Here is a 12814-nt window from a genome sequence, read left to right as displayed (position 1 = left end):
GACGCTCTCCTAGCGCGCCGCCGCGAATGGGCGAGCAGAAACCAGATAAACCACCGTCGTATCGGCTTCGTCTCCGGCTGCGAGCAAACGATTGTGCTGGAATGTCGCTGTCAGCCACGCGCCCCTCAAGGCCCGCGGATCGAGTTCGATGGGCGCGCTACCGGTATTGGTCAATTTGACGGCTGTGACATGCAAGACACCACTGCGCCAGGCAATCAAGGGCACAGCAGTGACAGAGCCGCCTCGTAACAGATCAACACGCTCGGTGCGCACCGGCACACGCACGATAGCGGGCACGTCGTGCAGCAGTCGGCTGGGTGCGTAGAGTTGCTGTGCCGCGTATCGGGTCAGGGCAACGGGATCGCTCTGCCTCGTCGACGCCAGATCTGCATCGACGTCTGACGTCTCGTCGGGCTTGTCCTGCATCGCCGCGTCAACGATGCGAAGTAACGGCCTCAAATCAGCGGTCGCCGACGCAGCCAGATCGAGCAGGTAGGTATGGGCGCCATCCCGTGTCTGGACAACGATGCGTGTCGTCTCGAAAGCAGCGGAAGCCTGGAAGTAGACAGTATCACCCACCGACTGTGTACGGAGTTCAGCTTTGAGTCCGGCTGGCACTCCGACCTTCACGGGCGCCGGAAACTGCACCTGTGTTTCGGTGCCCGTCTTGAGCACAATCTCAACGGGAACCTTGTTCCATTCGATGCGCTCGGCGACGGGCGGCTCTGCATGGACGACCGCCGTCGTGCAGAGACTCACGATGACCCACAGGCGCGCTATCCGGTCGATGATTGGATCCATGCGCCGCCCTCTTATTTCAGCTCGCATCGGGGCGGCCATGGAACGGTTGTTTCAGATCGGCATCACTCAGGCGCTGCGGTCCGCTCTGTCCATAACCGTCCAGCGCGAGTCCCCACGGGTTGGCTTCGAGGTCGACGGCCTGGCGAACGACACGCAAGGGATACCGGATGGCCGTCGACTTGACTGTCATGCCTTTGACGGACTCGATGAGATCGAGATCCAGCCACACTATCCACACGTCATGTCCCAGCACTTCGACCCGCGCTTCGGTATAGGGCCGGTCAGGAGCCTCCTGCACACCCCGTACGCGATAGCTGAGTTCGCCCTGACGCGCCTTCTGCTCCATCTCGGCTATCAGGGTCGCGCGGTAGCGCGGTGTCAGATAGGCCGATACCCGAAAAATGGCGCGTCCGCAGTCCTGCGTCCCGTCTTCCGGCCAGCGATTCAATTGCTGGAAGATGTAGTAGGCGAAGGCGTAAACATTGGGGCGCGGCACCGTGTCGATGGCAAGCTCGGCACCGGCACGTAGATCAGGCGGCAAGTGAACGGTGATCCGCCGTGGCGCCTGACTCCAACCAAAACCGAGGCCCGCGATGATGGCCACCTGCAGGCCGATCACCAGCCAGAGCGACCGGACGTGCGAGCGCACGTTGTCAATCTCAAGCCTATAGCGTCCCATCGACCCGCCGTCCGATGTCCCACACGCCACTACGTACGACCAGGCGTGAGCGACGCAGTCCCGTGGCGTGTAACCACAGCACCAAGCGCTGCTGATAGTAACCATCCGGGCGGTTGCGCTTCAGATGTTGAAAGAGGGTCGCGACAGCGATGACCGTGCCGACGATCCCGATCCCCGCCAGTCCGAAACCCATGGTGATGGCGCCGAGCGCCCCAGCGATGAGAAGACTGACTGGCAACCACACCAGGATGGCGACCATCACGATCACGCCGAGCTCGCTCGACGAGCAGCCCTTGAAGATGGCCGGCTCAGCGTTGAGCCGCTCCGGCAGGATGTCGCTACGCACGGCCACCTTAGATGACGCCCGACGCTTCGGTGAGCAGATAGCTCGCGAAGATCAAGACGATGGCGCCGACGATGCCGAGTACCCCGACTTCGGCCCACTCCGCTTTGCCTTGCCGCGCTTCGTTGAACTTGGCGAACGCGAGGTACGCAATCCATAGGAAGCCCATCACGGCAATCGCGAGTCCGAGCACCAGACCACCGTCTTTGATGTAGCCCCGGATCAGCGCAATCCAGTCGCCAGCGCGCGGCCCCGTGCTCGGAGCTACCGGTGTGGGCAGCGCAGCTTGCGCGAACTGCGCGCCGAGCAGGCCGAGCATGCTCAGCGCAGAAGTTATCGATCGAATGGCACGTTTCATTTTTGAACTCCAGATTGGATGGGGATGGCCGAGTGCGGCGAGTGCGTGGTGCGTCACCGAAGATAGAAACCGAGAACGAGCAGGACGATGCAGGCACGTATTACCTGCCAGATCAGATCGAACAGGCTGGCTCGCCCGCTCTGCCACGCACCGAATGCGCCATAGGTCAGCCACATGGCCCAGACCAGACTCAATGTCAGGGTGATACCAGCGATAGCGACGAGCAGCGTGCCTGGCGTGACCCCTGCCCCTGCCGTGAATGCCGCGTTCTGCGCTGCCGTCATCGGGAACACTCAACGCCGATAGTCTCCGCGCAGTGGCGGAAACCGGCGCGGCTCTGCCTGCGGGGCGTTCAGGTGCTCTTCAATGCCGAGGCGAACGCGGGCGAGATCCTGGCGCAACCAGTCGTACTGGAATCGCACTCGCGCGTCGGCATCAGCCTGCGACTCGGCGGAACGAAGTAAGGGCTCAAGGGCGTCTAGCTCGTGAACGAGGCGGGCGAGAGATTGGCGCTCGGCGTCGGCGTTCGCCAATACCGTCGTGGAAAGGAACACGGCCCCGAGTAGACCCGCGACCTGGCAGCTTGCACGCATCGGATGGCTCTTCGAGATCTGCATGGCGGGAATGCTCCGCCATCCCCAGATCCGGAGCGATAGAAAATCGCCGAACCAAGGTGGGCGCTTTCTTAAGACATCATCTTCGATGAACGGGATCGGCCATCTTGACCTGTCCCTGCGATATCGCCTGGCCAATGGTCCAGGCCGTATGAATCAGGCGCCGACGAGAATGAACAGATCCCGCAAGCACGTCATAAGGACTCAATCGCGGCCAGCGCCTACGAGGTTCCTCATAGGTACTGGCACTTGGTCTGCATCCATCCCTGTTCAGGCCGGGACCGAAACACTCAGCCCTTCCAAACGTCGGAATGATCGTGGGTCACGACTTTCTCTGCCCCTATTTTCGGGCTTTCATCCGGTTGAAGATCTGCTCGGCAGCCTGCCGGACAACAGCGTCGCGCGCCGAATCGAGCACGGCCAGCTGTACGCCATCCTCGCCGACGGGGAATGCCGGGCCACCCACATCGTCGTCGTAATCAGTCCCATCTTCATGGATGAGGGAGTAATGCGATTGCGTCAGATCGGTACCGACCAACTGCGCGAGATACACCCATGTCCAGCAGCGTTCGAGATCGTCTTCGTCATAACTTTCGATAAGTTGACGCATTGCACCCGTATCGCCCGCCTCGCCTGCAATCGTCAACCAGTAATGTGCGTCCGCCTTTCGTCCCAGTCGTTCAGCGATCTCAGCGACTCGGACCGGATCTGCAGTGCACGCGGCATCTCTGGTTTCGAAGAACGATGGATCAGAAAAGCGATCTGCACGGTCAAGGAGCGCCTGACGGTTACCAAGCCGCGCGGCCTCGCGCAGGTGATAATCATAGGCGCCCGCGTCCGCCACCTTCTTCGCATAAGCGTCCGCCCATTCCTGTTCGACACCACTGAGCACACGCCCCTCTTTTCCCTGCGTATACCAGTACGAACTACCCTTCCCCCCACTGTATTCGTCATCGCCCGCAGCAAATATGAGCGCCAGTGCATAGTGTGCGGTCGCGCTGTCCTTCTGCGCCGCCGTTTTCAGCCCGTCAATCAAGAGCGGTGATATCACTAACCCAGCTTCTGCAAAGCCGGTATCCGGATCGATATCTCCTTCCTCGTTCTCCCCGTCGTAATTACCTTCGAAATCTGGTTCTTCACCGGGGTCTAACTCGAATGTATCGCTACGAAGTGACAATTCGCGGCGCAGATGAAGAATCAAGTCACTGAGCGTGACGACACCGACCCCATGTTGGGCAACGAACGCCGACAGCTCGGACGGAACGTGGTCGGATGTTTCAGGCAGGTATCCCAACTCGACACAGCGTGTCTTGACGGCAGCACCGTGCCGCGCACTGGGATTGTCGTGTGACGTCGAGCCCGCGAACACGGCCGAGGTCGTCAGCGCGGCATAGGATTTGTAACCAAAGGACGCAGCCAGGATCTCGTAGACATGGGAGCGTTTGAAAGGGGTGCCGCAGCGCGTTTCCAGATGCTGCTGTGCCGAGTACGCGAGTTCTCGAATCTTCATGACGGATCTCTCCTTAGGGCCGCGTCAATGTCGAGTCAGGCGCACACGTTTAAGTCCCCGACGACGAGGCCTAAAAGAAAGATGTTCGATGCTTGTGGGTCGTCCTGCCTTTTTCTACTCGTGTGCAAGTAAGGTGGGCACCTACAATTATTCTAGCGTTGGCAATTGAGCAGGTCTACTCAGCGCGGACGCAGCGGCCGTTGACCGCCCAATCAGCGTTTTCCCTGATCGTCGACCGGCGACGGATTCATCGGAATTGCCGGTGAGCGATCTTTTCCCGGTTCGTATTTCGCTCGCTGCGTAAACCGGTCTTTATCCCGAAAAATTACGCTGCAGCCAGCGCACTGGAATAAATCGGTTTGTCGGGAGTTACCCGATGGCAGACGGACAACCACGCGCTCGTAGACGGTGGACGCGCACAGGGGGCATCTGAAACCTGGACGGGAACCAATTTTCGATATACTGTTCATCCATACAGTATATGACCATAATCGTTCTCGGATGGACGCAGGCGGTTCTCGAGCTTGTCCTTCATGTGCGCGTTCCAGGGCGAACCGTAAGATTGCGGCCACAGATTGTCGACGACGTCGGCCCCGCCTAATTCACGACTGACGAGGTGGTCAATTTCGCAGGTCTTGCCGTGACTATCGGCAACGCAGCGCGGATCGCTGTAGCCCGTATAACCGTAGCGAGAAAATGCTTCCTTCTTCATCGCTGCGGTGACATGACGCTCGTCCTTCCCCCAAAGGGTGGCGCAGATAGTCTTCTTAGTCAGACCGGGACGGGACTTTCCAGGTGTTTTGCCTAAGTCAGGAAGGTCATCGGCCACAACAGTCCCGCTAATCAAGACAAACACCACAACCGCAACGATGCGCACTGCGATCTTCATTGCGAGACTGCGGCTTCTGGGGAAGCCGATGGTTTCATCGAGTGATGCCTCGGCCACGCACTCGCATTAATGGAGCATCGATTTGGGCATGGCACCGTGTCTCTCATTTAGGAGAGCTTTCGTACGGGAAATGATTAATCGCCACTGCGCCACCTGGCCGATAGCCTCGTCGGCCGCATCGATAAGAATAGCCGGCGGGACTTCGTTGCCTCGCGCGCAGCTCAAGAACGCTGCAAGAAGCTCTGTCGCGTCATCCAGCGCTCGATGCAGAGGGCTCAAATCGACCTCTGTTTCTTTTGCTGTTTCCATCAGCGGGTTCTCCATTTTGTTGAAATTCATAGTCCACTGGGCGTGCTGCATCCATGGGTTCCCACTTCGTGGATTGGCCCTGTGTACACCGCACAAAACCAGCACGAAGCAGTGAAGATTATCATCAGAATGCCCCCTTCCTCCGGTAGCTCGTGGCCTGCCCCGCTACCCAATCTGGGCTGTTTTTCAACCAGTCAATGTTTCATTAGAGATATTTCTTGAAGGTGCCAGCGGCCGCCGTGGTCGCGACACCCAGCAAGGCTGCAAATGGGAGGATCACGTAGGATGGATGAATGCTTACCGGCAGCATTAGATAGATAAGCCACACCCCGACAGCGAGCGGCAATGCCACTCGTTTGGCCCAGTGATAGATGAATCCGCTTTCGCGCCCGCCTCCCCATCGACGCAGATCCCGGCGCACCAGCCCCTCTATCAGCGCCACGACGCAACTGAGCCCGAGCACGGGCATGGCGAGCACCAGTACAGCTAACCGACAGCCGAAGACTTGCACGACCTGCTTGGCGGCGATGAGGTAGCGTGCAAGCTTATTGACCATGGCATGGATCAGCGCGCGAAGATGTGGTTCATCCCGGGAGGGTGTTTGAGTCGCCCAGTTGATGAGCTGGTTGAGACGCGTCAGATCGAAGATGACGTAGGACAGGCGATGCCCGATCGCGGCACCCAAACGCACAGGCTCGCTGCTGACCAGGGTCCGATGAAACTCGGTACCGAGAAAGCGCTGCTCTGCTTCAAACATCTCGCGGCTGTGTGTCACCCCTGCCTGCTCCCACCACCAAGTCATGCCGACCCACTCCACCAAGATGGCGAGGAATAAACTCAACAGTAGCCATTGGATGATTTTCGCGATGAGGGCGATGAGGCCGACGGTGATGCCGCGCTCCTCGTCTGGCCGCGGCGGTGTCCGACGCCCCTCAGCCATGCGCACCTGCCGATGATTCAGTGAGGTTCAAGCCGTCCGCTGGTCGGCGGTACCGCGCGGCCATGGCGCGCGCAATGGCTTCGACGTCTCTGGGCAACGATTTGTCATCCGCAGTGGCCGGCAGCGGTATTCGGATCTTCCATAAACGGCCCCCTTCCAGTAACGCGAAAGCCTGGCCCTTGGGCAGCGAGACGAGATCAGCGGCAGTCAGGAGCGGGACTTCGGTCGTGCTGAGACGGTCTTCATTTTTTGACCGAAAGTCGACCCCCGAAGCAGGCTCGGAGGAATCATCGACACTGGACACGCTGGTCAACGTCAGAACATCGACCATCGGCAGCTGGTCGATGAGCATCTCGGCGGTCGCGAGTTCTTTGACCCGCAGCATGATGAGGCTGTTGAAGTTACCGGCGACCTGGCCGGCCTTGGCGCGATTACCAATCCTAGCCTCCACGTCCGACCAGGTCTGCGTGTAAGCCGTCACCTGAAAGCCCGCGCCGCCGGCCTTGTTCAGGAGCGGCACGAACTCGTCACCGATAAGTTCATTGAACTCGTCGGCATGGAGCGAGATGGCGGGCGGCTTAGGTCCAGGGATGATGGCGCCCTGCTCTGAGCGATCGCTGACACCATGCTTGTAGAGGTGCCCGGCCACCGACACCAGATCGGCGAACATCGAATTACCGACCGCACTCGCGACCGTCGTATCGGTCAGCGCATCAAGTCCGACGTAGACGATCGCCCGTCGCCTGATCACGTCCATCCATTCGAGTACAGGGCGGGTGTCTTCGGAATTTTCGAGATTGGGCGAGATGAGTTCAGCGATGGGCCCGGTGGTCAGCTTTTCCATCAAGGGGCCGACCGAGCTCACAATCTTGTCGAAGTACGTTTTGTCGTACTTGAATGCGGAGGCCAGACCGTCGAGAACGGGGTCGTAGAGGTCGAGGTCTTGGATGTAGCGGGCAATCGCCACGGCCTTCGGATTGCGGCCACGCATGGCGGACGGCAGATTTTTATCCTTAGTCTGCTCACCCGTGGTGCTCAAAGCCGCCTGCCATCCAGGCGGACCCTTCGCGGCTAAGTGTGCCTGCGCATATTCTACGAAGAGGGGTTCGATATCGTTGATGTAGCGCCGTACCTGGGTGTAATCAGGTCGGCGACCCAGCGCGACCAACGCACGCGCGATGATGTTGACGAAGCGCCATGCGAATTCTTTGAAGGCGGCCGAGTTGCCTTCACTCGGCAGTTGGTTGGCGATCCGCGTGGCCACCTCCGTAATCCGCGAGAAATGCCCGATAGCGTTGTAACGTGCTGAGACTTGCGGATAGCCGAGATGAAAGAGCAAAAACGCGTCGGCGCGGCCGGCGCGGGCTGCTTCCGCGAATATTCGCCGGAGTAGATCGGCGTCGCCTTTCGGATCGAACACGATCACGCAGTCACCACGATGGATATCCTGGGTGATCAAGACTTCAGCGAGTCGGGTCTTGCCGACGCGGGTAGTGCCGAGGACCAGCGTGTGTCCGACGCGGTCGCTGAGATTCATCCAGACGTTCTGCTCATCGGGCTCCACGCCATGGAGCGCCGGAAGGCCGCCCACCGCCGGCAGCGGACGCAGCGGATTCCACCAGACGCGTGAACGCAGTCCTCGCGCCAGGCCATCCAGGAATGGCTTCGACTCCCAGGCAATTTCGGCCTGTCGCGCCCAGCGGTAGAGGCGGTTCGGTTCAAGATAGCGGGCCGCCTCAGGACGCAACGTGTCGCGCAGGCGCTGCGTGTGGCGTTGCGTCCAACGAAATCCACGTCCGAGAAACAGCTTGCTATGGCTGACCGGGATCTGCGCGGCACGAATATGGTATTCGGGTAACTGGCGCAAATGGCGTTGGTATCGGAGAATCCGCCAGCCCTGACGGCCTCTCCAACACGGCGAGCGCAAATAGCGCTGCCGCCGTGCCGTGGGCCAGTCCCGGCGGCATCATCAAGGACCACGGCGCCAGCAGCGCGATAGTGCCGACGGCGCTCGCCGCCAGCGCCGACCACAACTCGACCGGCGGACGCAGCAGTGCTTCGAGAGGATAGCGGCTCATTGCTCAAAGCCGTCTTGCGTGATCAACACCGGGTAGTGCGTGATGCCGAGACTCGCGGCCAGGTCGGTGGCTGACGCCGGCAACAACGACAACCCACCGGCCAGTTCGGTGATGCGTTGGAGCGCAGCCTCGTCCGGCACCTCGACGACCATGCCGACGGCACCGAGATGGGCGAGCCGCGAGCGGTTCGCAGCCAACCAGCGTGCCGAGAGTGGGTCGCACCCGATCAGAAAGAGCGGCGCCGAATACGGTCGGCTGATAGCGGTGCGTGTTACGGGACCGGGTGTCAGATCCGGCGAGTGGATCGGTAACAGTTGGCTCAGATCTGCTGCGCCGAGCGAGGGAACTGGGGCGCTTCGGTGTCGTCGCCCTCAGTCGGGTCTTTCAAGATCTCAAGGTAGGGGGCAATGGGCTGCGTATCACCATTGTCGTAGATAACCGTAAGACCCTCCGCAGATGCACGTCCTACTATGATCAGCATCAGCCCGAATGCCATCCGCCGCCGTCCCGAATTCATGGGCTCTCAACCCGTCCGCCGTAGCCGGCGCCAGTGCTGACGCACCAGGGATCGGTACTTTGCCGCGCGTGCCGGATCGGCCGGCGCGTGGTAGCAACCCACAGCCGCCCACCAGTCCGAGCGCTCGCGATGACACTCGCGGAGAATGCGCGCCGCAATACGAAGATTGCGATAGGGGTCGAGTGCGCCGCTCGGACTGCCGAGGCGCGCCTGGTGAAATCGCCAGTTGACCTGCATGAGTCCGACGTCGATTAAGTCTTCTCCGCCTTCCAATGCATGATGAAGTGCACGCTCGGCGGCACGCCGTTCGCGGAAGAAATGCGCCTCACCCCGAATATTGAGCGTCCATGGCCAGGGATGCAGCGCCGCAGATCCCTCGACCCGGCGCCCACTCTCGGTCAATGCCACGGCGTAGAAGATCTGCGGCGGGATAGCGTACTCGGCGGCTACCTGCTGATATCCGCTGGGCACCCCCAGTTCGGCAGACACAGCGCCTGACGGCCGGGACAGCAGCGTCAATGCGGCGGCAATCATCGCCTTCTTCATCGCGGGGCATCTGAAGGCAGGGCGCTCACCTCATCGCCACGTCGCCGCATGATCACCGGCACCGTGGCTGCGCCATAACCCAGCTTGACCAGGGTCCCGTCCTCGAAATTGAGTGTGATGTTTCCCGCCTTGACCTGGTCGAGTGGGATCTCATGCTTCGCCGCCCAGCCGCGAACAGCAGCGGTATCGTTTGTCTTGATGCCGCTCAGGTAGATATCAATCCCCGCGACCTGCGCCAGGCGTTTCAGTACATAGGAAAGAGCGTTGTCACAGTCGGCACACGTCGGCGCCGTGAAGAGCAGCAGTCGGTCTTGCGCCGACAGCGCTGGAACGGGTTCGGAGGTCGCTGTCGCTGAACGGTCGGCAATGAGTGGCTCATTGGGATAGAGCCGCTGGCTGGCATCGTCGTACGCATGCTGAAACGCCAGGATCCGCTCGACGTCCTCATGCATTACCCGAGCCCAGCGTTCGGCGTATTTCTGGCGCTCTGCATTGTCGCGTGCATGGATGCCAAGGACTTCAATCGGAGAAATGCTCGCCGGACTGATACTGCCCCGCACACCTGACATCAAGGACTCGTAGCGCTGCCATTCGACGGCTGACAAGCTCCACAGATCTGCTCGCGCGCGAGCGACGGGCGATACCGCAATCGAGACTGTTTCGGACGTCACCGTCGACGTTTCCGCACCCTGTGTAGGGCTGAGAGTGGCCGCTTCGTTGGGGCTCATGAAGGCAAGTGGAAATGCGATGACCACTAACCACTGGCACCGCGTGTTCATCGGCAAAGCACCAAAGCATCGGTCGAGGCATGGCCGCTGTCCGGAACACTCAAGTCACGATAGTGGGGCGTTGCCAAAGCGCAATCGGCGCCCAATTCGACGTGGTCGGGTTCGCGCACGGCCTCGATAGGAGCTGCGGCTCGCGACGGTACCCTGACCGCTCTAGCCGCATCGGGCGAATGGGTTCCGGCGAACAGTCCGAGCAGGCAGAAGATGATGAGTGCGATGGCCATTACGGCTGCACCACCATGCCGGCGGTCGCCGGATCTGCGGCACGACAGCGCTCGAATGAGACCAGACGATGGACCGGATCCTCAATGACAGCGAAGGCTGGCCCCACCAACATTTGAAGTGCCAACCGAACTGACGGCACATCCAGTGTGCGATGGGCTGGCGGCAACGGAAGCAACAGCAGTGCTGACCGCTCGTCAGCGGCGGCTGTGGCTGGTGACAGTGAATACCCCGTGTCCTGCAAGACACGCGCGACGGCGTCCCCTACGGTAATGCTCTGCGGGAACTCAACCGAGACCGGTGCCGCGAGGAGATCGCGCACGACAGTTTGTGCATGCGGATTGACCGTCGTGTAACGGCCGAGGGTCTCAAGTGCCTCGGCATTGCTCATAGCAAACGTGAGGCCGATGATCGCCGGCGTCAGGAGCCGCGCACAAGAGATCAGGTCATTGCGATGCGTCATACCGAGGACCCTGGAATGGCTGGTCGCCGGCATCGTCTCCATCCAGGTCACATCCGCAAACCGGAAACCAATCCTGCCGGCCGCGCCTTTTCAGTGCCCAAGGCACGATTTATCGCCCGATGTAGACCGTCAGCACCTGCTCTCTCTCATGACCAAGCTCGCGACTGATAGTCAGGCGCGCGTTACGATCGGCTTCGCGCTGCGCCGTGCTCAGCGCGCGAGACTTGGGTCCACCCGCCGCCGGCGAGAGCCAACCGGTCAGCGCGAGATAGCGCGCCTGCGCATAGGCGTGCCGCAAGCCGTGCATTTTCGACAGGCCAGCGTCCACCGTATGGCGCTCATAGACTCGCCGCTGTTCGACGTAGCGTTTCTCGGCCGGGATGAGCGAGCCTTTGCCAGCAAGTCGGTGGGCGCGATTGAGGACCTCCCGTTGGGCGGCCGTCAGGATCGGCACCTCGCGGGCCTTGCCGCCTTTCGTCCACGATTCTTTGAGCACAATTCGATCACCGCGATCGGCATAGCTCGGCCGAAATTTGATAGCTTCCTCGCGCCTCAATCCAAATGCCTGCTGAAGCTCGAGACTCATCCGCACATACTCGTCCTGCACGCGTGCAAGCTGAGAGCCGTCTACGTGGCGAACCTTCGTGCCATCGGTCACGAAGCGCCGCACGGGGATCCCGTAATGGTCATTGGACTTGGCCACCGCGTCAGGCAGGCCGACTTTTGCCGCCCACCACCGCAGCGCCGCCATGCGATTCTTAATCGTGCCTGCGTTCAATTCCTCACTGAGCCAGCGACGCACCAAACCTTGGACGTGCTTCGCCTTCAGCGAATGCGCGCTCATGAATCGGAAACGCATTTCTTGGAGCTGATCGGCTATCAGCGTCAGGTTGTGCTCCCGGTCGCGCTGTGTGTTGTAGCTGCCTTCGCGATTGCGCCGACAAAGTTGCTTCAGTTGGTAGTTCAGGGTCTTCAAGTGCGATTCCTTTTCGGTAAGTGCTTCTGACCAACCTCAGGGTTACTCCCTGCTGGATCCGCTTACGCGGCTAGGGTCTCGGGGCACGACTCCCGTTCACCTGATATGCCTGGTGACAGGCAGCGTCGGTTGTCCCCTGCTGGGGAATGGGCCGACGGGGACCAACTGCGCCCATACGGGCGTGACTTCGCGGCTTTTCACCTCCTTTACGTTGAATTGCAGGCACGAGGCCTGGCGTTGTTGAACAGATTGCAATTGCCGCCACGCGCATGCGTGGTGTCACTCGGCAATTAGTTTGAAGACAGCGCCACGGTGTGAGCGTGGGCCGAAGAGCGCAGATCGCGCGCATTTGAAGTGTTAGAACGAGACCGACGACTTTTGGTCGCTGTGTCATTGCACGGTCTGCGACGCATCATCGTGCAGGTGTGTGCCTGCCCGTCGCACGGTTTGCCTTTGCAGGCGAGGTCGTACGCGCCTCTTGCTACTGATCCGCAGTAGCCACGGTTGAATCTCGACGTGGGCGGAACTCTAGCAACGCGTCACGTCGCTGGCATGGCGAAAATCACGCTGCAAGCGGCGTCATTGCTGGCGCGGCCGCCCTCGTCACTACCCGCTTCGCGCAGTGACGAGGGCGCTTCGGAGCGAGCAAGCCCCACGCCAGGCCGTGCCGGCCTGTCATGCGACTCGCGTTTGGATCCAATGACAGCCGTCGGTGTCGGTCGTCTGGGTGGCTTGGCAGTGAATAGTACGCACGGGCGCGCCGCCACTGACGGCCGATTGA

Annotated in this window: 15 protein-coding genes and 2 pseudogenes; all 17 read right to left on the bottom strand. The window is 60.7% G+C overall.

From position 1 onward, the window contains the following. Positions 1 to 9: 9 nt before the first annotated feature. The 17 genes and pseudogenes from IPM80_16870 to IPM80_16790 all read right to left on the bottom strand — a co-directional run bounded on the left by IPM80_16870 (position 10) and on the right by IPM80_16790 (position 12033). Positions 10 to 801, bottom strand: a complete 792-nt coding sequence (locus IPM80_16870; GenBank protein ID MBK8960038.1) for a TIGR03749 family integrating conjugative element protein — start codon at positions 799 to 801, stop codon at positions 10 to 12. A 16-nt stretch (positions 802 to 817) separates the two neighbouring features. Continuing rightward, positions 818 to 1480: a TIGR03746 family integrating conjugative element protein gene (locus IPM80_16865; protein MBK8960037.1), complete on the bottom strand. Its 663-nt coding sequence runs from the start codon at positions 1478 to 1480 to the stop codon at positions 818 to 820. Then, positions 1467 to 1811, bottom strand: coding sequence for a TIGR03750 family conjugal transfer protein (locus IPM80_16860; GenBank protein ID MBK8960036.1), 345 nt, complete (start codon positions 1809 to 1811; stop codon positions 1467 to 1469). The genes IPM80_16865 and IPM80_16860 overlap by 14 nt, the downstream gene beginning before the upstream one ends. A gap of 22 nt (positions 1812 to 1833) precedes the next feature. Next, on the bottom strand, positions 1834 to 2181 hold the full coding sequence (locus tag IPM80_16855) for a TIGR03745 family integrating conjugative element membrane protein (GenBank protein ID MBK8960035.1): 348 nt from the start codon (positions 2179 to 2181) through the stop codon (positions 1834 to 1836). Positions 2182 to 2234: 53 nt separating this feature from the next. Then, positions 2235 to 2465: a TIGR03758 family integrating conjugative element protein gene (locus IPM80_16850; protein MBK8960034.1), complete on the bottom strand. Its 231-nt coding sequence runs from the start codon at positions 2463 to 2465 to the stop codon at positions 2235 to 2237. A gap of 9 nt (positions 2466 to 2474) precedes the next feature. Beyond that, positions 2475 to 2774, bottom strand: a complete 300-nt coding sequence (locus tag IPM80_16845; GenBank protein ID MBK8960033.1) for an RAQPRD family integrative conjugative element protein — start codon at positions 2772 to 2774, stop codon at positions 2475 to 2477. A gap of 361 nt (positions 2775 to 3135) precedes the next feature. Then, positions 3136 to 4305, bottom strand: a complete 1170-nt coding sequence (locus IPM80_16840) for a hypothetical protein (protein ID MBK8960032.1) — start codon at positions 4303 to 4305, stop codon at positions 3136 to 3138. Between the two features lie 466 nt (positions 4306 to 4771). Then, entirely contained in the window at positions 4772 to 5251 is a 480-nt protein-coding gene (locus IPM80_16835; GenBank protein MBK8960031.1) for an HNH endonuclease, read from the bottom strand. Between the two features lie 9 nt (positions 5252 to 5260). Next, positions 5261 to 5554 carry a hypothetical protein gene (locus tag IPM80_16830; GenBank protein MBK8960030.1) on the bottom strand — a complete coding sequence of 98 codons (294 nt, stop codon included), beginning with the start codon at positions 5552 to 5554 and terminating at the stop codon, positions 5261 to 5263. 154 nt (positions 5555 to 5708) lie between these two features. Beyond that, on the bottom strand, positions 5709 to 6443 hold the full coding sequence (locus IPM80_16825; GenBank protein ID MBK8960029.1) for a TIGR03747 family integrating conjugative element membrane protein: 735 nt from the start codon (positions 6441 to 6443) through the stop codon (positions 5709 to 5711). Continuing rightward, positions 6436 to 8521, bottom strand: a pseudogene (traD, locus tag IPM80_16820) (type IV conjugative transfer system coupling protein TraD). Before traD ends, IPM80_16825 begins: the two are co-directional and overlap by 8 nt. Beyond that, positions 8518 to 9017, bottom strand: a pseudogene (locus tag IPM80_16815) (integrating conjugative element protein). Before IPM80_16815 ends, traD begins: the two co-directional pseudogenes overlap by 4 nt. A 27-nt stretch (positions 9018 to 9044) precedes the next feature. Further along, positions 9045 to 9509, bottom strand: a complete 465-nt coding sequence (locus tag IPM80_16810; protein ID MBK8960028.1) for a transglycosylase SLT domain-containing protein — start codon at positions 9507 to 9509, stop codon at positions 9045 to 9047. A gap of 71 nt (positions 9510 to 9580) precedes the next feature. Beyond that, entirely contained in the window at positions 9581 to 10189 is a 609-nt protein-coding gene (locus IPM80_16805; GenBank protein ID MBK8960027.1) for a TIGR03759 family integrating conjugative element protein, read from the bottom strand. 170 nt (positions 10190 to 10359) lie between these two features. Further along, positions 10360 to 10596, bottom strand: a complete 237-nt coding sequence (locus tag IPM80_16800) for a hypothetical protein (protein MBK8960026.1) — start codon at positions 10594 to 10596, stop codon at positions 10360 to 10362. Then, positions 10596 to 11099 (bottom strand): hypothetical protein, encoded by a 504-nt coding sequence (locus IPM80_16795; protein MBK8960025.1) that lies wholly within the window; start codon positions 11097 to 11099, stop codon positions 10596 to 10598. Before IPM80_16795 ends, IPM80_16800 begins: the two co-directional genes overlap by 1 nt. Before the next feature lie 67 nt (positions 11100 to 11166). Next, on the bottom strand, positions 11167 to 12033 hold the full coding sequence (locus tag IPM80_16790; GenBank protein MBK8960024.1) for an integrase domain-containing protein: 867 nt from the start codon (positions 12031 to 12033) through the stop codon (positions 11167 to 11169). Between the last annotated feature and the right edge of the window lie 781 nt (positions 12034 to 12814).

It is taken from the genome of Pseudomonadota bacterium (genome assembly GCA_016719885.1).
GTDB lineage: Bacteria > Pseudomonadota > Gammaproteobacteria.
The sequence above is the reverse complement of the archived record's forward strand: the minus strand, read 5'-3'. Positions and strand labels throughout refer to the sequence as shown.

Coding starts and splice junctions, on each gene's coding strand:
- IPM80_16870 (MBK8960038.1), bottom strand. CDS start 801: ATGGATCCAATCATCGACCGGATAGCGCGCCTGTGGGTCATCGTGAGT.
- IPM80_16865 (MBK8960037.1), bottom strand. CDS start 1,480: ATGGGACGCTATAGGCTTGAGATTGACAACGTGCGCTCGCACGTCCGG.
- IPM80_16855 (MBK8960035.1), bottom strand. CDS start 2,181: ATGAAACGTGCCATTCGATCGATAACTTCTGCGCTGAGCATGCTCGGC.
- IPM80_16850 (MBK8960034.1), bottom strand. CDS start 2,465: ATGACGGCAGCGCAGAACGCGGCATTCACGGCAGGGGCAGGGGTCACG.
- IPM80_16845 (MBK8960033.1), bottom strand. CDS start 2,774: ATGCGTGCAAGCTGCCAGGTCGCGGGTCTACTCGGGGCCGTGTTCCTT.
- IPM80_16840 (MBK8960032.1), bottom strand. CDS start 4,305: ATGAAGATTCGAGAACTCGCGTACTCGGCACAGCAGCATCTGGAAACG.
- IPM80_16830 (MBK8960030.1), bottom strand. CDS start 5,554: ATGCAGCACGCCCAGTGGACTATGAATTTCAACAAAATGGAGAACCCG.
- IPM80_16825 (MBK8960029.1), bottom strand. CDS start 6,443: ATGGCTGAGGGGCGTCGGACACCGCCGCGGCCAGACGAGGAGCGCGGC.
- IPM80_16800 (MBK8960026.1), bottom strand. CDS start 10,596: ATGGCCATCGCACTCATCATCTTCTGCCTGCTCGGACTGTTCGCCGGA.
- IPM80_16795 (MBK8960025.1), bottom strand. CDS start 11,099: ATGGAGACGATGCCGGCGACCAGCCATTCCAGGGTCCTCGGTATGACG.